At 59.2% G+C, this 23,997-nt stretch carries 26 protein-coding genes; 11 read left to right on the top strand and 15 right to left on the bottom strand.

Features of this window, described 5'->3' with window-relative positions; translation table 11 throughout:
• Positions 1-20 precede the first annotated feature (20 nt).
• The 3 genes from F2P67_RS23425 to F2P67_RS23415 all read left to right on the top strand — a co-directional run bounded on the left by F2P67_RS23425 (position 21) and on the right by F2P67_RS23415 (position 1,648).
• Positions 21-257: a glutaredoxin family protein gene (locus F2P67_RS23425; RefSeq protein WP_007955734.1), complete on the top strand. Its 237-nt coding sequence runs from the start codon at positions 21-23 to the stop codon at positions 255-257.
• A 112-nt stretch (positions 258-369) separates the two neighbouring features.
• Positions 370-687 carry a transcriptional regulator gene (locus F2P67_RS23420; RefSeq protein WP_166224338.1) on the top strand — a complete coding sequence of 106 codons (318 nt, stop codon included), beginning with the start codon at positions 370-372 and terminating at the stop codon, positions 685-687.
• A gap of 70 nt (positions 688-757) precedes the next feature.
• Positions 758-1,648 (top strand): pseudouridine synthase, encoded by an 891-nt coding sequence (locus F2P67_RS23415; protein ID WP_166224335.1) that lies wholly within the window; start codon positions 758-760, stop codon positions 1,646-1,648.
• Positions 1,649-1,727: 79 nt separating this feature from the next.
• On the opposite strand, the gene F2P67_RS23410 is transcribed toward F2P67_RS23415, so the two are convergent.
• Together F2P67_RS23410 and mobA are read right to left on the bottom strand one after the other, a co-directional pair.
• Entirely contained in the window at positions 1,728-1,949 is a 222-nt protein-coding gene (locus F2P67_RS23410) for a YgdI/YgdR family lipoprotein (protein ID WP_007908660.1), read from the bottom strand.
• 78 nt (positions 1,950-2,027) lie between these two features.
• Positions 2,028-2,630, bottom strand: coding sequence for a molybdenum cofactor guanylyltransferase MobA (gene mobA, locus F2P67_RS23405; RefSeq protein WP_166224332.1), 603 nt, complete (start codon positions 2,628-2,630; stop codon positions 2,028-2,030).
• An 80-nt stretch (positions 2,631-2,710) separates the two neighbouring features.
• On the opposite strand from mobA, the gene moaB reads away from it, so the two are divergent.
• On the top strand, positions 2,711-3,250 hold the full coding sequence (moaB, locus tag F2P67_RS23400; RefSeq protein ID WP_166224329.1) for a molybdenum cofactor biosynthesis protein B: 540 nt from the start codon (positions 2,711-2,713) through the stop codon (positions 3,248-3,250).
• On the top strand, positions 3,234-4,460 hold the full coding sequence (locus tag F2P67_RS23395; protein WP_166224326.1) for a molybdopterin-binding protein: 1,227 nt from the start codon (positions 3,234-3,236) through the stop codon (positions 4,458-4,460). The genes moaB and F2P67_RS23395 overlap by 17 nt, the downstream gene beginning before the upstream one ends.
• Positions 4,461-4,512: 52 nt before the next feature.
• Here F2P67_RS23395 and F2P67_RS27645 read toward each other — a convergent pair whose 3' ends face one another.
• Positions 4,513-4,821 (bottom strand): hypothetical protein, encoded by a 309-nt coding sequence (locus tag F2P67_RS27645; RefSeq protein WP_178120950.1) that lies wholly within the window; start codon positions 4,819-4,821, stop codon positions 4,513-4,515.
• A 317-nt stretch (positions 4,822-5,138) separates the two neighbouring features.
• On the opposite strand from F2P67_RS27645, the gene yegS reads away from it, so the two are divergent.
• Positions 5,139-6,056 carry a lipid kinase YegS gene (yegS, locus tag F2P67_RS23385; protein ID WP_166224323.1) on the top strand — a complete coding sequence of 306 codons (918 nt, stop codon included), beginning with the start codon at positions 5,139-5,141 and terminating at the stop codon, positions 6,054-6,056.
• Here yegS and F2P67_RS23380 read toward each other — a convergent pair.
• The 3 genes from F2P67_RS23380 to F2P67_RS23370 all read right to left on the bottom strand — a co-directional run bounded on the left by F2P67_RS23380 (position 6,040) and on the right by F2P67_RS23370 (position 8,527).
• Complete coding sequence (locus tag F2P67_RS23380; RefSeq protein ID WP_166224320.1) at positions 6,040-6,699, bottom strand: response regulator; 660 nt, start codon at positions 6,697-6,699, stop codon at positions 6,040-6,042. The two genes, yegS and F2P67_RS23380, sit on opposite strands and share 17 nt — an antisense overlap.
• Entirely contained in the window at positions 6,696-7,589 is an 894-nt protein-coding gene (locus tag F2P67_RS23375; protein WP_166224753.1) for a sensor histidine kinase, read from the bottom strand. The genes F2P67_RS23380 and F2P67_RS23375 overlap by 4 nt, the downstream gene beginning before the upstream one ends.
• Before the next feature lie 467 nt (positions 7,590-8,056).
• Positions 8,057-8,527, bottom strand: a complete 471-nt coding sequence (locus F2P67_RS23370) for a hypothetical protein (RefSeq protein ID WP_166224317.1) — start codon at positions 8,525-8,527, stop codon at positions 8,057-8,059.
• A gap of 455 nt (positions 8,528-8,982) precedes the next feature.
• On the opposite strand from F2P67_RS23370, the gene F2P67_RS23365 reads away from it, so the two are divergent.
• Positions 8,983-9,918: a chemotaxis protein CheV gene (locus F2P67_RS23365; protein ID WP_166224314.1), complete on the top strand. Its 936-nt coding sequence runs from the start codon at positions 8,983-8,985 to the stop codon at positions 9,916-9,918.
• A gap of 93 nt (positions 9,919-10,011) precedes the next feature.
• A complete protein-coding gene (locus F2P67_RS23360; RefSeq protein ID WP_166224312.1) occupies positions 10,012-10,818 on the top strand; it encodes an MOSC domain-containing protein in 807 nt (268 codons plus the stop codon).
• A 71-nt stretch (positions 10,819-10,889) separates the two neighbouring features.
• On the opposite strand, the gene ppnP is transcribed toward F2P67_RS23360, so the two are convergent.
• The 8 genes from ppnP to F2P67_RS23320 form a co-directional block, all read right to left on the bottom strand.
• The gene (gene ppnP, locus F2P67_RS23355) at positions 10,890-11,174 is read right to left on the bottom strand and encodes a pyrimidine/purine nucleoside phosphorylase (RefSeq protein ID WP_166224309.1); all 285 of its coding nucleotides are present in this window, start codon (positions 11,172-11,174) and stop codon (positions 10,890-10,892) included.
• 115 nt (positions 11,175-11,289) lie between these two features.
• Complete coding sequence (locus tag F2P67_RS23350) at positions 11,290-11,832, bottom strand: 3'-5' exonuclease (protein ID WP_166224306.1); 543 nt, start codon at positions 11,830-11,832, stop codon at positions 11,290-11,292.
• 70 nt (positions 11,833-11,902) lie between these two features.
• Positions 11,903-13,864: an acetyl/propionyl/methylcrotonyl-CoA carboxylase subunit alpha gene (locus tag F2P67_RS23345; protein WP_166224303.1), complete on the bottom strand. Its 1,962-nt coding sequence runs from the start codon at positions 13,862-13,864 to the stop codon at positions 11,903-11,905.
• Between the two features lie 118 nt (positions 13,865-13,982).
• Positions 13,983-14,780, bottom strand: a complete 798-nt coding sequence (locus tag F2P67_RS23340; RefSeq protein ID WP_166224300.1) for an enoyl-CoA hydratase/isomerase family protein — start codon at positions 14,778-14,780, stop codon at positions 13,983-13,985.
• Entirely contained in the window at positions 14,777-15,934 is a 1,158-nt protein-coding gene (gene atuD / locus F2P67_RS23335; RefSeq protein WP_166224298.1) for a citronellyl-CoA dehydrogenase, read from the bottom strand. The genes F2P67_RS23340 and atuD overlap by 4 nt, the downstream gene beginning before the upstream one ends.
• 29 nt (positions 15,935-15,963) lie before the next feature.
• Complete coding sequence (atuC, locus tag F2P67_RS23330) at positions 15,964-17,580, bottom strand: geranyl-CoA carboxylase subunit beta (RefSeq protein ID WP_166224295.1); 1,617 nt, start codon at positions 17,578-17,580, stop codon at positions 15,964-15,966.
• A 3-nt stretch (positions 17,581-17,583) separates the two neighbouring features.
• On the bottom strand, positions 17,584-18,453 hold the full coding sequence (locus tag F2P67_RS23325) for an SDR family oxidoreductase (protein WP_166224292.1): 870 nt from the start codon (positions 18,451-18,453) through the stop codon (positions 17,584-17,586).
• Between the two features lie 12 nt (positions 18,454-18,465).
• Positions 18,466-20,256, bottom strand: a complete 1,791-nt coding sequence (locus F2P67_RS23320; RefSeq protein ID WP_166224289.1) for an acyclic terpene utilization AtuA family protein — start codon at positions 20,254-20,256, stop codon at positions 18,466-18,468.
• 185 nt (positions 20,257-20,441) lie between these two features.
• On the opposite strand from F2P67_RS23320, the gene F2P67_RS23315 reads away from it, so the two are divergent.
• The 3 genes from F2P67_RS23315 to F2P67_RS23305 all read left to right on the top strand — a co-directional run bounded on the left by F2P67_RS23315 (position 20,442) and on the right by F2P67_RS23305 (position 23,054).
• On the top strand, positions 20,442-21,065 hold the full coding sequence (locus tag F2P67_RS23315) for a TetR/AcrR family transcriptional regulator (protein ID WP_343045172.1): 624 nt from the start codon (positions 20,442-20,444) through the stop codon (positions 21,063-21,065).
• Between the two features lie 90 nt (positions 21,066-21,155).
• The gene (locus F2P67_RS23310; RefSeq protein WP_166224286.1) at positions 21,156-21,953 is read left to right on the top strand and encodes a substrate-binding periplasmic protein; all 798 of its coding nucleotides are present in this window, start codon (positions 21,156-21,158) and stop codon (positions 21,951-21,953) included.
• An 87-nt stretch (positions 21,954-22,040) separates the two neighbouring features.
• On the top strand, positions 22,041-23,054 hold the full coding sequence (locus tag F2P67_RS23305; RefSeq protein ID WP_166224283.1) for a GNAT family N-acetyltransferase: 1,014 nt from the start codon (positions 22,041-22,043) through the stop codon (positions 23,052-23,054).
• Between the two features lie 148 nt (positions 23,055-23,202).
• Here F2P67_RS23305 and F2P67_RS23300 read toward each other — a convergent pair whose 3' ends face one another.
• A complete protein-coding gene (locus F2P67_RS23300) occupies positions 23,203-23,757 on the bottom strand; it encodes an RNA polymerase factor sigma-70 (RefSeq protein WP_166224280.1) in 555 nt (184 codons plus the stop codon).
• Positions 23,758-23,997 lie beyond the last annotated feature (240 nt).

Raw genomic sequence — 23,997 nt, 5'->3', positions numbered from 1 at the left:
AATTTTCTGGTTGAGCGATCATGCTTCCTGAATGTCAGCTGTTCGGCACCTTGGGGTGCCATCTGTGTGAAGTCGCTGAAGCCGAGCTGATGCCTTTTGTTGAACATGGCCTGCTGGTGGAACTGGTGGACATTGCCGATGACGAGAGCTGGTTCGAGGCTTACAGCTTGCGGATTCCGGTGTTGCGCCGGGTCGACACCGGGGCGGAACTTGGCTGGCCATTCAGCGCCGATCAAGTGGTGGCGTTTCTCCGTTAATCGTTTTTGCTGCTTCATTCCGTCGGTCGTCACCGCGCATCCTTCCCTTGGCACTTTCCGGTTTATTCGGTTACTGTATGTTCATACAGTAAATGCGTCAAAGGGATGAACCGTGGTCAATGTCGAACAGTTAAAGAACAGCGTGAACCGGATGTCGGTTGACGTGGTGCGCGAGGCTGTCATCGAACTGCGCCTTGACGGGCTGGTCACGGAAGGCAAGACACCCTTCAACAAACTGCATTTCAACACTTGCTTTGCCGAGATCGAAGCCCTGTTTCAGCGCGCCGGTTATCACAAGCAACTGGATGTGGTCGGCTATCAAGGGCTGCTTTACGCCTTGTACGATCCGGGGCGCTGGGAGGCGGTCGACGTGCTGCGCTGGCTCAAGGAGTTCACTGAGGCGGCGGCACTGAAAACGATTCCGGCCTGAGGATTCGCGCTAGGTTCGAATCCTTCAGTGTTGGATAATGCCGTCCTGCATTGAGGGTTCGAATTTCCGTATGTCCATTTCCACATTTTCTGCAGCACAGAATCAGGCCAGCACACTGTACCTGCCGCCCGGTCAGTGGCTGACCGTACTCGATTGCCTGAGCGAGCATTTCAGCGCCATCGGACGCGAACAATGGCTGGACAGGATCGCCCGAGGCCGTGTGCTGGATGGCCACGGACAGCCGATTTCCGTAGATCTGGCTTACAAGGAAGGTCTGCGCATTCACTACTTCCGTGAAGTCCCGGACGAAAAACCGATTCCTGTGGTCGAGACGATTCTCTATGCAGATGAGCATCTGGTGGTTGCTGACAAACCTCACTTCCTGCCGGTGACCCCGGCCGGCGAATATGTCGAGCAGACGCTCCTGCGCCGTTTGATCCGGCGTCTGGACAATCCGCATCTGGTCCCGTTGCACCGGATCGACCGCCACACGGCAGGATTGGTGATCTTTTCGGCCAACCCGCAAAGCCGTTCGGCGTATCAATCGCTGTTTCCGACTCGACAGATCGACAAGCGCTACGAAGCCATTGCCCCGGCGTTGCCTCACTTGAATTTCCCCTTGGTGCATAAAAGCCGTCTGGTCGATGGCGAGCCGTTTTTCCGTATGCAGGAAGGGCCGGGCGTCAGTAACACTGAAACGGCTGTGGAAGTCCGGGAAAAAAATGGCGATCTCTGGCGTTATGCCCTGTACCCGGTGACCGGCAAAAAACATCAGTTGCGCGTGCACATGACGGCGCTGGGCGCGAGTATCTGCAACGACCCGTTTTATCCGGATGCGCTGAAAGACGTCGAGGATGACTACACCAAACCGTTGAAACTGCTGGCGCAGGGGCTCCGCTTCATTGACCCGTTGACGGGTGAAGAGCGTGAGTTTGAAAGCCGGATTACCTTGCAGTGGTGAGGTTCAGTGCACTTTTCCTGCGCCCATGAAAAAGCCCGCACTTATGCGGGCTTTTCTGTATCCGGCGTCGACGTCGAGCTTACAGCTCTTTGACGGTACGAACCTGATCCTTGTTGATGCGAGTTTCTTTACCGTCCAGTTGCTTGAACTCGTAGAAACCCGAATCGTCATCGTATTTCGGGGTGTCGACGGCCTGGATTTCGCGACCGTCATTCAAGGTGATCACTGTTGGCGAGGAGCAACCAGCGAGGGTAGCCAGGCCCAGTGCGAGCATGAAAGTGGCGAGGGTCCGTTGAGTCATGAGTGTGTCTCCGAATGGGAATTCTTTTGGTTACTGAGCTTGAGACGTATACAAGTCACGAGAGTTCCTTGAATGCTGTCAGTCTGACACAGTGTTGTGCGAATTTAACAGTTCGGGGGTGTTCAGGTTGGCCAGTCGCGGGTCGTTGTCCGGGCATTGCAGGGCAGTCGCGCCAAGGCTGCGCATGACCCGGCCAGGGCTGCGTTCACCGGCATTCCAGGCATCTTCGAAAGCGGCTGAAAGGGCCGTCGGAATCACGCAGAGCAACGGTTCCCAATGCTCGTCATGACGCAACATTAAAGGTTTTTCAGGTTGCTGATTGGCGGTCTCGCGCATGCTTTGCAGCAGGGCCGCGTCGATTCGCGGGACATCACACGGCAACACCAGCAGGTGCGAATGGCGCGCGGCTTTCAGGCCTGCACGAATGCCGGCCAATGGCCCCGGAAAATCGTCCTGGTCGTCCACCACTAACTGGTCGGCGTACGGCGCGTAACGCTCCTGATTGCGGTTGCAGGAAATGATCAGGTCATCGGTCAGTGGACGTGTCTTGCGCTGCAAATGCGCGATCAACGGCTCGCCCAGCCATTCAATCAGGCCTTTGTCCTGACCGCCCATGCGCTGTCCGCGTCCGCCCGCCAATAACAGAACCGAGCAGGGCGGCAATGGCGTATTTGTGGTCATGGCGGTTCTCCAGAGGGCGGCGAAAAATGGGGGCGCTGTGATATAACACCGGGCTGTTTCTCCTACAACTGGACGAGCCTATGAAAGCCAAGGCTGATATACCTTTCGCACCGCTCAACATTGCAGTGTTGACGGTCAGCGATACCCGAACCCTGGAAACCGACACCTCCGGACAAGTGTTTGTCGACCGTCTGACGGCGGCCGGACACAATCTGGCGGAGCGGGTTCTGCTCAAAGATGACCTCTATAAAATCCGCGCGCAAGTCGCCAACTGGATTGCCGATGATGTCGTGCAAGTCGTGCTGATCACCGGTGGCACCGGCTTCACGGGTCGCGACAGCACTCCGGAAGCTGTGGCCTGCCTGCTCGACAAGCAGGTTGACGGTTTTGGTGAGTTGTTCCGGCAGATTTCGGTCGCCGATATCGGCACCTCGACCGTGCAATCCCGGGCGCTGGCCGGGTTGGCCAATGGCACATTGGTCTGCTGCCTGCCAGGTTCGACCAATGCTGTGCGCACCGGTTGGGATGGCATCCTGGCCGAACAACTGGATTCGCGGCACCGCCCGTGCAATTTCGTGACTCACCTGAAACAGGCGGCGCCTTGTGAATCCCGCGGCTAAGCCGGGCAAGACAGGCAGCCTGATGCCCGTTGAAGTGGCATTGGCACGTCTGCTGGAAATGGCTGAGGCGTCGCCCATTGTCGAGCGTGAATTTTTGCCGCTGGCGCAAGCACAGGGACGGGTACTGGCCGAGGATCTGATTTCGACACTCGACCTGCCTCCATGGCCCAACAGTGCCATGGATGGCTACGCCTTGAACCTCTCCGACTGGACGGGCGAGCCGCTGTTGGTCAGCCAAAAGGTTTTCGCCGGTCAGGCTCCGCAGGCGTTGCAGCCGGGAACTTGTGCGCGGATCTTCACCGGCGCGCCAGTGCCAGCGGGGGCCGATTGTGTAGAGATGCAGGAAAACGCCAAAGTTCTTCCGGATCAGCGTGTGCGCTTCATCGAGACCATGTCGCGGGGGCAGAACATTCGCCCGCAAGGCCAGGAAACGACCGTCGGTGAATTGATTCTGCGCGCTGGAACCCGATTGGGCCCTATCGAGCTGGGGCTGGCGGCGTCGTTGGGGTGTGCCGGGCTTGAGGTGGTGCGCAAGGTCCGGGTGGCCGTTCTGTCGACCGGCGATGAGTTGGTGGAACCGGGTCAGGCACTGGGGCCGGGACAGATCTACAACAGCAATCGGGTGGTGCTGTGCAGTTGGTTGCAGCGCATGGGGTGCGAGGTCGTGGATGCCGGGATTCTCCCGGATGATCTGGACACCACGCGTCTGCGCCTGGGCGAATTGCAGGATGTGGATCTGATCCTTTCGACCGGGGGCGTGTCGGTGGGTGAAGCTGACTTTCTCGGTATTGCCTTGCGCGAGGAGGGCGAGCTAGCGCTTTGGAAACTGGCGATCAAACCCGGCAAGCCACTGACGTTCGGTCATTTTCGCAATGTCCCGGTGATCGGGCTCCCAGGTAACCCGGCTTCGACGCTGGTGACCTTTGCCTTGCTGACGCGGCCGTATCTGTTGCGGCGTCAGGGTGTGCAGGATGGCGAGCCACTGAAGTTTCCGGTACCCGCCGGGTTTGATTGGCCTCAGGCCGGCAATCGGCGCGAATACCTGCGGGGGCGCCTGGATAGCGGGAGAGCAACCATTTACGGAAACCAGAGTTCGGGCGTTCTGCGCAGTGCCGCCTGGGCTGACGGGTTGGTTGAAGTGCAGGAGGGCCGCACCTTGGTCGAAGGAGACGAAGTACTGTTCATTCCCTTGAGTGATCTTTTGGGTTGAGCGGCCTGCAGCGCAGGTGTCGGCTTGTTGGCCGGCGCCTGCATTCATTTGATTAGTGGCTGATCAATGTCACCAGTTGCTCGAAGCGGCTGTTGGCTACCCAGCCAAGCAAACACAGTATTACCGCCGTGGCGCCCGCAGAGTAGGCAAGCCGATGCTTGATCGATTTAAGGTCTGCTTTGACTTCGTCCATGTCACGGCGAATGTATTGGAGATGGGTCTCCAGTTCGATGACTCGGGGTTCCATATCAGCGGCTCCAGTGGTTTTGTGGCTGCTCTTGAAATCGGTCTTTTGCCGGGCACGACTGTCGGCGACAGGGGCAATCGGATTCACCGAAACTCTGGCTTCATGGCTTCGCATGGAAAGGTCCGTCCACTGCTCCCCAACTGCGCCTGTGGTTGGTTCCATCATTCAAACGGGTGAGAAACCCGAAGGCGTATCCACTCATTACATGCACATCCTTGTGTTGTCAGATTGAAAATTGATACCGCCTGCACACGGTGACCCAATCACTGAGCCGGGTCAATTAAGCCGTTTCCGCATATCTTGTAAGAAAAAATACCGTTGTGTAGGACGCCGTGATCGGGCGCTTGAAATAAATGCCATTGCTACGGCTTTTTTGCGTCGCTCAGCGGTCAAGATGTCCCGTACCGATTCAACTATGGGAGTCAACCGCAATGAGTGAGCGCAAGGCGCTATTGATTTTGCATGGCAAGCAAGCACTCAATGAGGCGGTTCGTGCCGCTGTCGAAAGCAAGCGCGAGCAAGGGTGGGAGCTGGCGGTACGCCTGACCTGGGAGGCCGGCGACGCCCAGCGCCTGGTTGAGGAAGCGTTGGCCGACGGGTTCACGAAGATCATTGCCGGGGGCGGCGACGGAACATTACGTGACATCGCCGAAGCACTTGCCGGGCACCCTCGCAAGGCCAGTCTGGTGTTGCTGCCACTGGGAACCGCCAACGATTTTTCCCGCGCGGCGGGAATTCCTCTGGAACCTGCCGAAGCGCTCGACCTGCTCGACGTAACACCCAGTCACATAGATTTGGGCGCAGTGGGCGGGCAGATCTTCCTGAATATGGCCACTGGTGGTTTCGGCAGCCAGGTGACGGCCAATACGTCGGAAGATCTGAAAAAGGTCCTCGGCGGAGCGGCCTATCTGTTTACCGGGCTTTCCCGCTTCAGTGAGTTGCATGCCGCTTATGGCGAACTGCAGGGGCCTGACTTCCACTGGAGTGGTGAGTTGCTGGCGCTGGGAATCGGCAATGGCCGGCAGGCTGGCGGCGGTCACGAGTTATGTCCGCAGGCGACGGTCGATGACGGCTTGCTGGACATCAGTATCCTGCCGGCGCCACAGGAGCTGGTTGGCACATTGAAAACCCTGCTCAGTGACGGCTTCGGGCTCGACAATATGTTTGTCCGGGCGCGGTTGCCGTGGGTTGAGATCAAGGCGTCCGAGGGTCTTTATATCAACCTCGATGGCGAGCCGCTGGAGGGCGATAGCATGCGTTTTGAAGCGCTGCCAGCGGCATTGCAGGTGCACCTGCCGACGAACTCGCCTTTGTTGAGCGGCAAGCCGCCAGTCAGTCGTCCAGACTGATGATCTGCTCGCGCACGGCAAACAGCACCAGGCCCGCCACGTCGTAGATTTGCAGACGCTTCATGATCTGCGAGCGGTGGGTTTCAACCGTTTTGATGCTCAGGCCCAGGCCGTTGGCGATTTCCCGGGTGGACTTGCCGCGCACGATCAGGCGCAGGATTTCCAGCTGACGCGCGGTCAGATTGTGCGATTCGGCAACTTCCGGTTGTTGCTTCTGATTGCGGATCAGCGCCTGGTTGATCACCGTGTGGGCGATGGCCGGGCTGAGGTAGCGCTCATTGTTGCGCAAGGCTTCCAGAGCATGTTCAAGTTCCGTGGCCGTGGTGTCCTTGAGCAGGTAACCATGGGCGCCGGATTCCAGCGCCTGCATGATCAACGCCGGATCGGTGTGCATCGAAAGGATCAGCACTTTGCTTTGCGGGCGCACGCGTTTGAGGCGCTGCAGGGCTTCGAGGCCGCCGGTTTCTTTCATGGAAATATCCAGCAGGACGATATCCGGATTCAGTTGCTCGACCATTTCGAGCAGCTGCGAGCCGTCATTGGCCTCGCCGACAACGGCGTAACCTGGAATATCCAGCACCAGAGCGCGCACGCCGGCCCTGATCAGCGAGTGGTCATCCACCAGAAGTAAGTTACAAGTCAACGCATAACCTTATTCGTACTGGCCCGCTCGAGTGCACGGGGCGCCCAGGGGAAAAGTGCTTCGATTTGAGTGCCTTTGCCCGGCTCGCTGCTGACGCTCAGGGTGCCGCCCAATTGCTCTATCCGTTCGGCCATTCCGGCCATGCCCCGTTGTCCTTCGCGGCCCGGGTTGGCCGCCGGGGCGAACCCCTGACCGTCATCGCTGATCAACAGCGTCAAGCCTTGCGGCAGGCGCTGGACACGAATCAGCAGGTTTTTCGCCTGTGCGTGTCGCAGGATATTAGTGACCGCTTCCTGAGTGATGCGAAACGCGGCAACCGCCATTTCTTCCGGCAAACCGTTAAGGCGCTGCTGGCAATCCAGGCTCCAGTGCACATTCGTGTTGGTCAACGTTTTGAGCAAATGCGCACGCAGACTTGCTTCCAGACCCAGACTGGTCAGTTGGCGTGGATTGAGAATGGCCGAGACGTCGCGCACTTTATTGAGGGTTTCTTCTAGCGTGTCGCAGAGCGCCGTGCATTGTTCCTGCAGATCCTGCGGCATTCGACGCTTGAGCCACTCGCTCTGAAGTTTGGCGGCGGTGAGCAGTTGGCCGATGTCATCGTGCAGTTCTCGGCTGAGGCGATGGCGCTCGTTTTCCTGAACTTCGAGTAAACGGTCAGCCAGCTCCTGAGGCTGGAATTTGATCGACTTGCGCGACAGTCGATATTGCACCCACACGCACGCAGTCGCGGCGAGATTGAGCAACAGCAGGCCCAGACAAAGACGCGTGGAAAAGCCATAGGTCAGCAGGCTGCCAAGTGACGCTGCCACACACAGGATGAGTGTGAACCGGCGAGCGTTTTCCCGGGAGGGTGGCCATGTGGTGATTGACTTGAGGCTGGCGTACATAACGGATGGAGCCAATGGATGTTCGCTGCGGGTAGACCGGCCGTTGGCTGGCGGGTCTCTGTCTGGAATTGCTGTCAATTATCTTATTGAATTCAAAAAGGTTCAGTGAACGGTATTTGACCGCCAACTTCGCTGGATCCCTTCGCTGAAATCACTGTGCCATTAACTAGAAGGCAACTAACGGGCGGCATAATACCACTTAAGATACCGTTGGTCGCGTTCGCCATATATGTCCAACAGGTCAGGAAAACTGACTTATTGGACTCCAGTTCCATAATGGAAAAAACTCGAATTGTTGTATTCAGAAGTTGAGTTCTTTGCGCACAGGAAAACCCTGAGGCCAACGAAAAATATCCGTTGCTGTCAGGAGTGATTATTTAATTCGACTTGTCGTTGGCAGGTATGAACTATTCAATAACGACATTCAATTATTGAGTCATGAGCGTGCGATCGGCACGTTGTGCGGATCAGGCCTGCCGTTCCGAATAGGATAAAGGGGGCAAACGTTTGCTCGTCAGCGGTCGTTGAAACTGGCTCTGACCCACCTGAAAGGCAAGGGCTTCGATTAGCGAGGTCTGCTCGCTACCGTCCAGGCTCAGTTGCCCGGTTTTCTGATCCACCAGCTCCAGTTGCCAGGCCATCAAGGTGAAGCAATCCTTGAGGGCATCGAGTGCCTGCTCGTGCAGGTCGAGGTGATCCTGCGTCACATTGATCAGGCTGTAGATGTGCAGGGAAAACTCGGAAATCGCCTCGAGCGCCAGTGCTTCAGCTCTGCTCGCGAGCTTGAGCAGGGTGCTGAGCATGCAATCGATGGCGTCCTTGTCATTGCTGATCAGTTGCAGATGGCTCAGGCATTCTTCGGACTTGGCCAGGAGCGTTTCAGCCTCGACCAGGAACTCGGGAAAGCGTTGAGCCCAGTCTTTATGGTCGATTGGCATGTTTATCTCCACAACGTCATGTCTGATGAGGGAATGCCGTGTGTGACGACGATCGTGAATCGTCGGGAGACCGCGCCCAGATGTGCTGCAGGTGCACAGGCTGAGGTTTTCCAGAGGTTGGGTTTCCACTGAACTGCGATCGCACACAATAGCCTGACTCCGTTCATGCAATGAGAATGGCGTCACATTAATGGCTATTGGATATTGCGAATATCAGGTTGGGCCTGATTGTTACTAGGGGAATCCCTTAGGCGCGGGAACCTACCGTGCAAACCGAGGTCGCGCCGCAAAGACTTTAGCAGATGAAACAACGGGCTCAGTAAAGCATGATGCTAATGTGACATCAATGGTCTGATGTGGCATTTTGATGGCAAGTTTTTCGCTCATCAAGATTTGCGATGCGCAGCCGATAAACCCTCTTAGTGAATTCATCAGAACAAGCCCAGGAGTCATTGATGGCCGGCATTCTCGACACGGTAGACCAACGCACGCAACTGGTGGGTGAGAATCGCCTGGAAATTCTCATGTTTCGCCTGGCCGGACGCCAATTGTTCGCGATCAACGTGTTCAAGGTTCAGGAAGTCTTGCAACTGCCAAAGCTGACCCTGATGCCTCAGCGTCATCCGTTTGTTTGTGGCGTGGTCAACTTGCGCGGCCAGACCTTGCCGGTGATCGACCTGTCCCAGGCGATCGGCATGCGTCCGCTGGTGCCAGGGCCTAACAGCACGATCATCGTTACTGAATACAACCGTTCGGTGCAGGCTTTCCTCGTCGGTGGCGTGGATCGCATCGTCAACATGAACTGGGAAGCCATTCTGCCGCCGCCGACCAGCGCCGGCCGCCAGCACTACCTGACGGCGATCAGCAAGGTCGACGATCAGTTGGTGGAAATCATCGACGTGGAAAAAGTCCTCGCCGAAATCGTGCCGTACAACGCCAAGGTCTCGCGCGAAAAACTCGACGATCCGGTGCTGGAGCGCGCCCGTGGCCGCGAAGTGTTGCTGGTCGACGACTCCAATGTAGCGCTGTCGCAATTGCGTGACACCCTCGGTCAACTGGGCGTGAAAATGCACATCGCCAGCGACGGCTTGAAGGCTCTGAACATGCTCAAGGCCTGGGCGGATACCGGCGTGAACATGACCGACAAACTGCTGATGGTGTTCACCGACGCGGAAATGCCGGAAATGGACGGTTATCGCCTGACCACTGAAATCCGCAACGACCCGCGCCTGCGTGGTTTGTACGTGGTGTTGCACACTTCGCTTTCTGGCAGTTTCAACGATTCGATGGTGAAGAAGGTCGGTTGCGACAACTTCCTCTCCAAGTTCCAGCCGGACAAACTGGTCGACGTGGTACGCCAGCGTCTGATGCTCGACGAAGTGCCTGCCTGATAACGTGTCGTCCAAGCCTGACCTTCAGTCAGCCTTTGATTCGCCGGTGAAGCTCGTATAGGGTGGCTTTTTTTAGCCACCAGGGAGCTGGCCATGCTGCGTCTGAGCGCGCTTTATCGTTACCCGTTGAAATCCGGCAAAGTCGACGTGCTGCAAAGCGTCGACCTCGACAAGCTGGGGCTTGATGGCGACCGACGCTGGATGCTGGTGGACGAAGCCAGCGGGCGCTTTTTGACCCAGCGTGCTGAAGCGAAGATGAGCCAGCTGTCGGCGTTGTGGAATGCCAGCGGCGGTCTGACGCTAAGCGCGCCGGGGCATTCGGCAATCGATGTCGCCTTGCCCGGCAGTGACGACGACCTGCGTGGCGTAACCATCTGGCGCGACACCTTGCGTGTGCCGGACGCCGGTGAAGAAGCGGCCCGCTGGGTCAGCGAGTTCATCGGCAAACCGACTCGTCTGGTGCAGGTGCCGCTGGATCGCGCGCGGACTACCCAGGCCGGTTACGGCAAGGATGACGATCAGGTGGCATTCGCCGACGGTTTTCCTTTGCTGCTGATTGGCGAAGCGTCGCTGCAGGATCTTTCGCAAAAGGTCGGTCGACCACTGGAAATGCTGCGCTTTCGGCCGAACCTGGTCATCGAAGGCAGCGAGGCCTACGCCGAGGATGGCTGGAAACGGATTCGTATCGGTGATGTCGAGTTCCGCGTGGTCAAGTCGTGCTCGCGGTGCATTCTCACCACCATCGATCCGCAAACCGGTGAACGCAGCGCGGATCGCGAACCGCTGGCGACCTTGCAGAAATACCGCGCCGAGGCGGATGGCGCGATGTTTGGCCAGAATCTGGTCAACGACAGCAATGGCCGGCTTGAAGTCGGCATGCCGGTGGAAATCCTCGAATAATCCGCCCTGAAACGAAAAATGCCCGTGTCCTTGGACACGGGCATTTTTTATGACCGCAGGAAACCGGGGATTCAGCCGCGGTATTCGCACAGGTAGGCGGTGTCGACCACGACTTTCAGCTGAAACTTGCTGTTGGCCGGTACGTTGAACTGGCTGCCGGCGGCGAAGGTTTCCCAGTCGCTGCTGTCAGGCAGTTTGACGGTCAGTGCGCCGGAAACCACGTGCATGATTTCACGCTGGCTGGTGCCGAATTCGTATTCGCCCGGGGCCATGACGCCGATGGTCGCTGGACCTTCAGCAGTGCCAAAGGCGATCGACTTGACGGTGCCGTCGAAGTACTCGTTGACTTTAAACATGGGCGATTCCTCTCGAAAAGGGCTTAAAAGGGTTAAAAAGGGCCGGCCAGTATGCACAAGGTGCCTGACGCCGTCACCTGTCCGGGAGGCTGTCCGGCGAGTTCTCGGTCTGACTCTAGAGTGGCAACACCAGCGGCAGTAATCGTGCGGTATTGCGCGCATCTTCCAGCGCCCGGTGTTGCTGACCGCTGAACTGCATGCCGGCCAGTTGCAACGCGCCATTGAGACCCAGTGGCCGCTCCAGCCGTCGCGCCTTGGCGAAGCGTTGTTTGAGGTTCATGTGCGGCACGCGGCTCAACGCACTGTCGAGTTGCAGGCGTTGCCATTCCTGCAATAACTGCTTGCGGTCGTAGTCGCCCCAACTGGCCCAGCCTTCAAGGCGTGTCTGATGCTGGCCGAGCCAGCGTTCGAACGCCGGCCACACTTCACTCAGCGGTTGGGCCGTGTCGATATTGGCCTGGGTGATGTGCGTCAGTTCGCGACAGAACGGCGTGAGCAAAGGGCGCCGCGTCGGTTTGACGAAGCGTTGAAAGTGATCCTGCTCGCGACCGGCACGATCGACCAGCGTGGCGCCGATCTCGATAATTTCCATCTCTGTAACCGGCCAGCCACCCTCATCGGTGGTGGCTTCCAGATCAATGACCAGCCAGTGTGGCATCGCAGGGTTCCTGATTTCCGCGTCCTGAATATTCAGAGCGTAGTCAAACCCTGCGTTTGCGCGCGGCTGACTACTCGACCTGCAACAGAACCTGACGATTTTTTACCTGATCGCCAACCTTGACCTGCACCCGCTTGAGCACGCCGTCGATGCCGGCCTTGAGCGGGTGCTCCATTTTCATTGCCTCCAGCACCACCAGCAGTTGGCCCTTGCTGACCGGGCTGCCTTCGCTGACCAGCACGTCGACGATGGCGCCATCCATCGGTGCCTTCAAGGTGCCGGAACTGACCGTGGTCTGACTGTCGATCACAGCGTGAGTTCGATCCTCCAGGCGCAGATTGCCGGGCTGGGTGAACAGCCAGATATGCTCGGCCTCAAGGCGATAGGCGCGGCGTTGGCGCACGCCATCGATCTCCACGGTTATCGCGCGGGGCGTGCAGTCGATGACGTTCAGCTCAAGTGTGCGATCCGCCGTTTGCACCTGAAAGCGGCCCTGTGCCCCGGCAATCAGTTGCGTGTTCCAGTTCTGTTCGTCCAGACCGAGGCGATAGTGCAGAGGGACGCCGGCGTTGTTGCGCCACCCTGACAGCGGCGCGCGATGCACCTGCGTGCTGCGCTGATAAAACAACAGGGTGGCAACCGCCAGTTCCTCGGCACTTGGCGAGTGAGGGCGCAGGCAAGGGTGATCGCTGAAATGCCCGGCGATAAACGCTGTGCTGAATTTACCCTCGATGAACTGCGGATGCTGCAGCAGTTGCGCCAACAGACGCTGATTGCTGTGCACGCCGAGCAGCACGGTGTCCTGCACGGCTCGCAACAGTTTGCGTCGGGCTTCTTCACGCGTCGCACCGTGGGCGATCAGTTTGCCGAGCATCGGGTCGTAGAACGGGCTGATCGACTGGCCTTCGCGCAAGCCGTGATCAATGCGTGCGCCGTGTTGCTTCGCCGGCTCCCATGCCTGGATGCGACCGGTTTGCGGCAGAAAGTCTTGCGCCGGATCTTCGGCATAGAGCCGCACTTCCATCGCATGGCCATTGAGCTGAACCTGATCCTGGGTCAACGGCAGCGGTTGACCTTCGGCAATCTGTAATTGCCAGGCGACCAGATCCAACCCAGTGATCAGTTCAGTCACCGGGTGCTCGACTTGCAGGCGCGTATTCATCTCCAGAAAGTAGAAAACCCCGCGCGCATCCAGCAAAAACTCTACGGTGCCGGCACCGACGTAATTGACTGCGCGCCCGGCCTTGAGCGCCGCCTCACCCATGGCCTGACGCAGTTCGGTGGTCATCACCGGGCAGGGCGCCTCTTCGATGACTTTCTGGTGGCGGCGCTGCACCGAGCAATCGCGTTCGCCGAGGTAGATCAAGTGACCGTGTTGATCTCCGAACAATTGAATTTCTACGTGTCGCGGTTCGATCAAGGCCTGTTCGAGGATCAGTTCGTCATTGCCAAAACCATTGAGCGCTTCCGAGCGTGCGGTGCGCAGTTGTGCCGGCAGTTCAGACGCGCTGTGCACCAGACGCATGCCACGACCGCCGCCACCGGCGCTGGCCTTGATCATCAGCGGATAGCCGATGCGTTCGGCCTCGCGCAGCAGGGTCGCGTCGTCCTGTGCGGATCCTTGATAACCGGCGATGCACGGCACGCCCGCGTCGAGCATGGCGATTTTCGACAGGCGCTTGCTGCCCATCAACTCGATGGCCTCGACACTCGGGCCGACGAAGGTCAGGCCGGCCTGTTCGCAGACGCGGGCAAATTCGGCGTTTTCCGAGAGAAAACCGTAGCCGGGATGAACCGCATCGGCCCCGCTGCGGTGTGCGGCATCGAGGATCGCCGGGATGTTCAGATAAGACTGTTGCACCGGTGCCGGGCCGATCCGCACGGCTTGATCGGCCATTTGCACGTGCGGCGCGTCGGCATCGGCGTCGCTGAATACCGCGACCGTGCGGTAGCCGAGGGCCTGCGCAGTGCGCTGGATGCGGCAGGCGATTTCACCGCGGTTGGCGATCAGGATTTTGTGGATGGCGGGCATGGTGATCTTCCTGAAGTGTTGACGGTGAATGTGCTGGCCTCTTCGCGAGCAAGCCCGCTCCCACAGGTCTGGTGAACAACTCAGAACCATTGTGGGAGCGAGCTTGCTCGCGAAGCATTCAAGTGGCCCAACCCGGTTTACGTTTTTGCACGAAAGCCAGGGTGCCTTCGATGCCTTCTTCGCCAGTCACCGCTTCGCTGAACCATTGCGCCGCCTCATCCAGCAACGCACCCGACGGCTGTCCGGCACTGGCCAGCAGCAACTTCTTGGTCAGGGCATTTGCTTCGGGGGCGCAACACAAAACATGTTGCAGGACTTCGTCCAGGCGCTCGGCCAATGCTTGCGCGTCCTGTTCGACAAAGTGCACCAGCCCCAGCCGTCGCGCTTGATGACCATCGAAACGCGCCGCCGTCAATGCCAGCCGCCGGGCTTCAGTCAGGCCGATGCGCTGCACCACAAACGGTGCGATCTGCGCCGGCAACAGGCCAAGGCTGGTTTCGGGCAGGCCGAATTGCGCCTGATGGTCGGCCATCGCGATGTCGCTGACGCAGGCCAGACCGAAGCCGCCGCCCAGCACCGCACCCTGCAGCACGCTGATCACTACTTGCGGTGAGTGTTGCGCTTCTTCCAGCAAGGCGCCGAATGCACGGTTCAGATCGCGATACGCGTCGGCACCCTGAGCGCGTGCGCTGGCCATGTCCTTGATGTCCCCGCCGGCACAGAAATGCCCGCCAGCACCGCTGAACACCAGGGCGCGAATCGCGCGGTCATCGCGAGCCGCCGCTAGCACCGCGCGCAGTTCCGTGACCATTTGCAGGCTCATTGCATTACGGCTTTCCGGGCGGTTGAGGGTCACGTGCAACACGCCGCCGTGCAGTTCCAGCAGCAGCGTCTGGCAATCCGGCAGGTGGCTCATTTCCTTTTCCCCGGCAGGATGCCCATCAGTTTGCAGATGATTCCCAGCATGATTTCGTCGGCGCCGCCGCCAATCGACACCAGCCGCACATCGCGATAGGCGCGGGCCACCGGGTTGTCCCACATGAAGCCCATGCCTCCCCAATATTGCAGGCAACTGTCGCTGACTTCACGGCCAAGGCGCCCGGCCTTGAGCTTGGCCATCGAGGCCAGACGCGTGACGTCCTGACCTTTCACATACTGTTCGGTGGCTTGATAGACCAATGCGCGCAGGCATTCGATTTCGGTCTGCAATTCAGCGAGACGGAAGTGAATGACCTGGTTGTCGATCAGCGCGTTGCCGAAGGTCTTGCGCTCTTTGCAGTACTCGATGGTGCTGTCGATGCAGTACTCCAGGCCTTTGATCATGTTGGCCGCGCCGAACAGGCGTTCCTCCTGGAACTGCAGCATCTGCATCATGAAACCGGCGCCTTCGTGGCCGATGCGATTGCGCTGCGGCACGCGCACGTTGTCGAAAAACACCTGAGCGGTTTCCGAACTGCGCATGCCGAGCTTGTCCAGATGTGAACTCAAACTGATCCCCGGCGTGTTCATCGGCACCATGATCAGCGACTTGTTGATGTGCGGTTTGTCGTCCGAGGTGTTGGCCAGCAGACAGATAAAGTCGGCACTCGGCGAGTTGGTGATCCACATTTTGCTGCCGTTGATCACGTAGTCGTCGCCGTCCTTGCGCGCGGTGGTCTTCAGCCCGGCGACGTCGGAGCCGGCACCGACTTCGGAAACGCCGATGCAGCCGACCTGCTCGCCGGTGATTGCCGGACGGAGGAACTCTTCGCGTAATTCATCCGAGCCGAAGCGGGCGAGGGCGGGCGTGCACATGTCGGTCTGCACGCCGATTGACATCGGAATCCCGCCACAATGAATAGTGCCGAACTCTTCGGCGGCGACGATCGAGTAGCTGTAATCAAGGCCCATGCCGCCGAATTTTTCCGGCTTGGAAATCCCCAGCAAACCCAGTTCACCGGCCTTGCGGAAAATCTCGTGAATCGGAAAGCGCCCGGCCTTCTCCCACTCATCGACGTGCGGATTGATCTCGTGCTCGACGAATTGGCGGACGGTGCGGCGCAGTGCTTCGTGTTCCGGGGTGAAGATCATTTTTATTGTTCTCCTTTAATCCGTGGCGATCAGAACCGACTGACGCCGAAGCTGTTGGGTTGCAACGTGCGGATGTCGGCTTCGTGGCAGATGTCCAGCAGATAACCGAGCAGGGTGCGGGTGTCGCGCGGATCGATCAGCCCGTCGTCCCACAGGTTGGCGCTGCCGTAGAGAGCGGTGGACTGGCTGTCGAGTTTCTGCGCGGTGACCTGCTCCAGCATGTCGAGCATTTTCGGGTCGGGCACCAGGCCGTCCTTGAGCTGTTTGGCTTCGGTGACGATGCGCAACACCTTGCCGGCCTGGGCGCCGCCCATCACGGCGGTGCGGCTGTTGGGCCAGGCGAAAATGAAACGTGGATCGAGACCGCGACCGCACATGGCGTAGTTGCCGGCACCGTAGGAGCCGCCGACGACAATCGTCAGCTTGGGCACTCGCGCGTTGGCCACCGCTTGAATCAGTTTCGAGCCGTGTTTGATCACGCCCTGCTGTTCCGATTCGGTGCCGACCATGAAGCCTGTGGTGTTGTGGAAAAACAGCAGCGGCGTCTGGCTTTGATCGCACAACTGAATGAACTGCGCCGCTTTGCTCGCACCGTTCGGGGTGATCGGGCCGTTGTTGCCGATGAAACCGCAGGCGCGCCCCTGAATTTTCAACTGGCCGCAAACGGTCTGCTGATCGAACTCGCCCTTGAATTCGACGAAGCAGGATTCGTCGGCAATACGCGCGATGATTTCGCGCACGTCGTAAGGTTTTTTCGGATCGTCCGGGATCAGTCCGAGCAGTTCATCGATGGGGTAGAGCGGTTCTTTGAACTGCGGTTTGGGCAGCCACGGCAGTTGCTCGTTCCACGGCAGCATGCGCAGGATTTCGCGCACCTGGCGCACACCATCGGCATCGTTTTCCGCGAGGTATTCAGCCGTCCCGGCGACTTGCGCGTGCATCTCGGCACCACCGAGTTCTTCATCGGTGGCCACTTCACCGGTGGCGGCCTTGAGCAGTGGCGGGCCGGCAAGAAACAGTTTGGCCTTGCCGCGCACCACCACCACGTAATCCGACAATCCCGGTTGATAAGCGCCGCCCGCTGTGGCCGAGCCGTGCACCACGGTGATCTGCGGCAACCCCATCGCCGACATCCGCGCCTGATTGGCAAAACTGCGTGCGCCTTCGACGAAAATCTCCGCTGCATAGTTGAGGTTGGCGCCGCCGCTTTCGGCGAGGGTGATGACCGGCAATTTGTTCTCTTGGGCGATCTGTTGCAGGCGCAGGGATTTTTTCAGGCCGGTGGGCGAAATCGTGCCGCCCTTGATCGCACTGTTATTGGCCACGACCATGGCGCGCACGCCGGATACGTAACCGATGCCGGCAATCAATCCTCCACCGGCGGCGCTGCCATCCTTGTCATCGTGCAGTTTGTAACCGGCGAGGCTGGCCAGTTCGAGAAACGGCGCACCGGGGTCGAGCAACAGATTCAGGCGTTCGCGGGGCAGCAGTTGCCCGCGCTTGTCGAACTTCGCTTTGGCTTCGGCGGCTTTGTTCAGCAGGTTCTGTTCGAGTTGCTGCACTTGCTCGATGGCGGCAAGCATCGCCGAGCGATTGCGCGCAAAGGCATCGTTGTGGGGGTCGAGTTGAGACAGGATTTGCGGCATGGCTTACTCCTTGTCCTTCAAGACATCCGGCATATAGGCGCGGTGAAATCCGTTGAAGGATTCGCTGTGCGTTGCCTTGTGCAGCGGCCAGGCGCGACTGCCGAGGCTGGCTGCGCCGTCGATGCGCAAGGTGCTGCCGCTGATGAACGCGGCAGCCGGGCTGAGCAGAAAGACAATCGCTGCGCTGACTTCCGATTCAGTGCCGATGCGCTTGAGCGGCACATGCTCGCGCAGTGTCGGGATCACCGCTTTGAACGCGCCCTCATAAGTGTCCATGCCGCTGGACGCGATCCAGCCCGGCGCGACGGCGTTGACCCGCACGCCGGCGTAACCCCATTCAAACGCGGCGGTCTTGGTGAAATTGTCCATGCCCGAACGCGCGGCGCCCGAGTGGCCCATGCCCGGCATGCCGCCCCACATGTCGGCGAGCATGTTGACGATGCTGCCGCCGTGTTTGCTCATCGACTGGTTGAACACTTCCCGGGCCATCAGGAAACCGCCGACCAGATTGGTGCGCAGCACGGTTTCGAAACCTTTCTGGTTGATCGAGGCCAGTGGCGACGGGTACTGGCCGCCGGCATTGTTGACCAGTCCGTGGATCGGCCCGTGCTCAGCGATCAGTTCGCTGACCCGTTGCTTCACCGCTTCCTCATCGCGGATGTCGCAGGCTTTCCAGTGTGCGCGGCCTCCGTCCTCGGCGATCTCGCCGGCCACCTTTTGCAGCTTTTCCGGCTTGCGCCCGACCAGCACGACATTGGCGCCGAGTGCTGCGAGTTCATGGGCGGTGCAGCGCCCGATGCCGCTGCCTCCCCCCGTAACGATGAGGGTCTGGCCGCTGAACAGACCGGCTTTGAAAATCGACGCGTACGCCATGCAAACAATCCTCTAGTCGAGCTGTTCGGCGATGCTCTGTGGCACCGGGATCTGAATGTCCAGCAGTTGCTGGGCGAAGGCCTTGCCTTGCGGATCGATGCGCAGACTGGCCACGCCACCGCCGCCGAGGGCGTTTTCCAATAGAAAGTTGAGGCTGTGGGTGCCGGGCAGATACCAGCGCTCGACGCGACCATGAATCGGATCGAGGACATGGCTCATCCAGTCGACGATCACCGCCGGGGTCAGCGCTTCGGCGATCCATGGCAGGTATTCGGGTTGGCGCGGCATGACGCCGATGTTGCTGTGGTTGCCTTTGTCACCGGAGCGCGCCACCGCCAGTTTCACCAGCGGCACACTGGCGTCGGCGGCGCCTTGGGGTTTCGGCGGTTGATGGGGGATGGGCAAGTCCTGACTGTCGAGTGCGGTCAGCGCGGACAGGGCGCAGGGCACGCGTTCCCCACCGATGTCGACTTGCAGGTGGCAGGCATTCTTGGCAATGAGGAACGAGAACAGGCGGATAACCGGGTACACCGTTGGCCGTCCGCCGACGATGCCGGTCAGCCCCGGCGCCATGCCCGTGGCCGCTTGGGCAATTTCTCTGGAGAACAGGATCAGCGCCTGTTTGTCGGGGTGACGCACCGCGAGTTTGATCACCACTTCGCGGCTGTCGCGCCGCTGGCCGTGCGGGCCGTATGTGGCTTCACTGCCGAGCAGTTCGATGCTGGTTTCGCTGTAGGGTGCCCAACCGCGCTGGCTGAACATCTCTGCGGTCTTGTCGAGAATCGCCTGACTGACGCGGCGCGCCTTGTCCACTGCATCGATGCCGGCGATCAGGCAACTGGCGGTGCAACGAAAGCCGTCCGGGTAGGTGGCGCTGACTTTGTATTGATCGCTGGGTGGCAAGCCTTTGGCGCCGTGAACCTGCACCGCGTTCTTGCCTTGTTGCTGAAGTTTCACCTGACTGAAATCGCAGACCACGTCCGGCAGCAAATACGCCTGAGGATCACCGATCTCGTAGAGCATCTGCTCGCCAACGGTCAGGGGCGTGACCAGCCCGCCCGAGCCTTTAGGTTTGCTGACGATGAATTGGCTGTCGGCGCTGACTTCAACGATGGGAAAACCGATGTGTTCGTAATCCGGCACGTCGCGCCAGTCGGTGAAGTTGCCGCCGGTGCATTGCGCGCCACATTCAATGATGTGCCCGGCCAGCGCCGCTTGCGCGAGTTTGTCGTAGTCGTGCCACGACCAGCCGAACTCGTGCACCAGCGCGGCGCTGACCACGGCGCTGTCGACCACACGTCCGGTGATGACGATGTCGGCGCCCAGACGCAGGGCTTCGACGATGCCCGGCGCACCGAGGTAGGCATTGGTCGAGACGCACATCGGCGGCAGCGGGGCGCCGCTGAACATCTCGCGGATTTCCTGGGTTTTCAGGTGTTTGAATTGCGCTTGCAGGTCATCGCCCAGCAACACGGCGATTTTAAGATTCACCCCAGCCTTGTCACAGGCAGCTTGCAGCGCGGTGGCGCAAGCCTGTGGATTGACCCCGCCGGCATTGCTGATGACGCGGATTTTCTGCTCGGCCAGTTGTGGCAGCAGCGGTGCCAGGACATCGATGAAATCACCGGCATAACCCGCTTGCGGGTCTTTCATGCGGGCGCCGGCCATGATCGACAGGGTGATTTCGGCCAGATAATCAAACACCAGGTAATCCAGACGTCCGCCGTTCACCAGCTGCGCGGCAGCCGTCGACGTATCTCCCCAGAAAGCACTGGCGCATCCGATGCGAACGGTGGTGGGCATTTTTATCTCCGACTCAGAAACCTGCGACAGATGTGTTCGGAGGCTACCAAGCAAGCGCTTGGTTTGTAAACAGCTGGAAAATATCTTCCGCCCAAGCGCTTGCTTGGTCGCGGCCGGCGGCTTAAATTGCGCGCAACCCTGCGGTTTCAGGGGGCAACAGACAGATCGACTGTAGGAGAGAACGGGTGGACGAGCAAAAAGCCCTGAGGGTCATGCGCGAATTGGTCGATCAAGGCCAATTGACTGACCCGGACAGCGCCCGCGGCAAACTGCTGCAAGTGGCGGCTCACCTGTTTCGTAACAAAGGTTATGAACGCACCACCGTGCGCGATCTCGCCGGTGCGGTGGGGATTCAGTCCGGGAGTATTTTTCATCACTTCAAGAGCAAGGATGAAATCCTCCGTGCGGTGATGGAAGAAACCATCCGTTACAACACCGCGTTGATGCGTGCCGCGCTGGCCGAGGCCGACAATGTGCGCGAGCGGGTGCTGGCGCTGATCCGCTGTGAATTGCAGTCGATCATGGGTGGTAGCGGTGAGGCGATGGCGGTGCTGGTTTATGAATGGCGTTCGCTGTCCGACGAGGGCCAGGCCAAAGTGCTGGCGCTGCGTGATGTGTATGAGGACATCTGGCTGCAAGTGCTGGGCGAAGCCAAGGAGGCCGGGTTCATCCGTGGTGACGTGTTTATCACGCGTCGGTTCCTCACGGGCGCGCTGTCCTGGACCACCACCTGGTTCAAATCCGGTGGCAGTCTGAGCCTCGATCAATTGGCCGAAGAGGCGTTGATTCTGGTGCTTGAAGAGCGCTAGATTTTTTCTGTCCGGCGATGAAACTGGCTAACTGGGCGAAACCGCCTAGCTTGAATGCATTGATCGGTATTTTTTGGGGAGTGGGGTGTTTTGAAGTTTTCGCCAATTCGGACGGCCGCAGGGCTGATGCTCGCAGCGCTGACTGCACTATGGGTATTGCCTGCTCAGGCGGTGCAAGTGGTTCGGGTGGGCGCAGCGCACTTTCCGCCTTACACCATTCGCCCGGAAAACGGTGCCGACACCGGCCTGCTGCCGGAGTTGGTGGCGGCACTGAACAACTTGCAGAGCGACTACCACTTCGAACTGGTGCCAACCTCGATTCCCCGGCGGTTCGGCGACTTCAAGGACGCTCGCACCGACATGGCCATCTTCGAGAACCCGGAGTGGGGCTGGAAGGACATTCCTCACGCCACCGTCGACATGGGCCTGGAAGACGCGGAAATCTTTGTCGCGCAGAACAAACCCGGTCGCCAGCAGAATTACTTCGCCGATCTCAAGGGCAAACGCCTGGCGCTCTACAGTGGCTATCACTATGAGTTCGCCAACTTCAATGCCGATCCCAAGTACCTTGCGGAAACCTACAACGCCACGCTGACCTATTCCCACGACAGCAACCTGCTGATGGTGCTGCGCGGTCGGGCGGACATCGCGTTGGTCACGCGCTCGTATCTGTTCGATTACCTGCTGCGCAACGAAAAGGTGCGCGAGGAGTTGCTGGTGTCGCAGCGGATCGATCAGGTCTACCACCATTATGCGATCCTGCGCCCGCAGGCGCCGATCACCGGCGAGGCGTTCGGCAAGTTGCTGCAGGGCTTGCGCGACAACGGCCAGATGCTGAAGATTTTCGATCCGTACAAGATTGCCGTGGTGCCGGTGTCGCATCCCTGAAGCGCCGATTTGCACGCAAAGCCTAAATTTCCCCTTTCGGCTCACGTCCCATCGTTGAACTGTCGACGATTATCGTGAGCCCGACCCATGTCCAATCTGAATGACTTGACTGCCCTGGCCTTGCCTTCGGGCAGCCAATTGGTAGCCGATGCAACCGAAAGCCGTCTGAGCCTGAGCCTGGACGGGCAACCACTGATTCGCCTGCGTCTCGACCGAGAAGCCAAAGGGCCGATCCAGATCGATGAGCGTTTTGCCCTGCCGCCGGGGCAAGCGTTGTGGGCGGCGTGTTATTGGCTGTTCGCCCGCGATCCCGGGTGCCAGCAGTTGATCTGGCAACTCGATCAGCCGCCGACCGAAGCGTTGCTCAGTGGTTTGCTGGTGAACACGGAGGTCACTGGTGAATACCGTTGCGAGCGCACGTTGTTCTGGCAATTGCCGCAACCTTGGCTCGGTGCTTCGCTGACCGGCAGCTATCCGCAGCAAATGGTCATCAGCCAAGGCAAACGTCATCCGCTACGACCGGTGAAACCACGTGGCGAAGTCTATCGGCGTTTCGATGCGCGCCTCGGCGCCTGGATTTCCCTGCGTACGGTGGAGATCGAAGAGGATTTGCCGCGTTTCAATCGCTGGCAGAACAGCCCGCGGGTGGCGAGTTTCTGGGAAGAAGAGGGCAGCATTGAAAAGCACCGCGAATACCTGAGCAAGCTTGACGCGGATCCGCACACGCTGACCCTGATCGGCTGTTTCGATGATCAGCCGTTTGCCTACTTTGAAGCGTACTGGGCGAAGGAAGATCGCATAGCGCCGTTCTACGATGCCGACAATTACGATCGCGGCATTCATATGCTGGTCGGCGAAGAGGATCACCGCGGCCCGCACAAAGTGGCGAGCTGGTTATCGGCGCTGGTGCACTACCTGTTTCTGGATGATCCGCGCACTCAGCGGGTGGTCGCCGAGCCGCGTGCCGACAACGCGAAGATGATCGGCTACATGCAGAACCAGTGCTTTCACTGCGAGAAGGAATTCGATTTTCCGCACAAGCGGGCGGCATTGATGATTCTGGGGCGCGAGCGGTTTTTTGATCGGTGCAAACTGGCTTGATGGCCAGGCCTCAGGATTGTCGCGATCTTGAGGTCGTCTTCGCGAGCAAGCCCACACACACACACATTCGACTGCATTTGGTTTGAAGAAACGCGGTCGAATGTGGGAACGGGCTTGCTCGCGAATGGCTTGACGCCAGATTTGAGTCCTAACGACGACCTGCAATCATCGCATCACGGCGGCTGCCCGAGACCTTGCGGCAGTGCACCAGCGCATCACGAATCATGAAGTTGACCAGAGTCGGCGAGACGCCGAGTTCCTTGGCGATGTCTTTCTGTGGCACGCCGTGCAAGCGGTACATCTCGAACGCATAACGGGTGCGGCTCGGCAGTTCGGTCAGGGCGTCGGCGATGTGTTCCAGGGTCGAGAAGTTGATGTGCGAGGTTTCTGGCGAAGCACCCTGAATGACCACGTTCAGCCCTTCCTCTTCAGGGCCTGAGTATTTCTGCTCCAGCGCCTGTTTGCGGTAGTGATCGATGGCGAGGTTGCGCACGATCTGGAACAGATAACTCAGTTGAGCTTTGATCGACGACGTGATCGGTGGCGCCGATTGCAGTCGGAAGAACGCATCCTGCACCACATCTTCGGCGCGCGACCGGCAGCCGGTAATGCGGGCTGCGATTTTGACCAGAATCAGTCGATTGTCGACGAATGCCTGAAGTAGCGGTGAATCGCACCTGCTTGTGGATACTTGTTCCGTCATGGAAATCACCTTGCTGCCAATAGGTTAGTGGGACGCCTGGGGACGCGGCCGTCCTACACATCGAGCGACAAATTATGTTGAATGATAATGATTGTCAATTGAGAAAGAGAAGTAATGCGCCATAAAAGTGCGATGTGAGAACTGCGACACGCCGCCGCAGCCCAGCTCCATTGGCGTTCCAGCCTGCCGACTAATTATTTCAAGACGTCATCCGTTCTCATTGGTGAATGGTTCCGGGTA

Origin of the sequence: Pseudomonas atagonensis, from assembly GCF_011369485.1 — a bacterium.
Taxonomy (GTDB): Bacteria; Pseudomonadota; Gammaproteobacteria; order Pseudomonadales; family Pseudomonadaceae; genus Aquipseudomonas; species Aquipseudomonas atagonensis.
The sequence above is the reverse complement of the archived record's forward strand: the minus strand, read 5'-3'. Positions and strand labels throughout refer to the sequence as shown.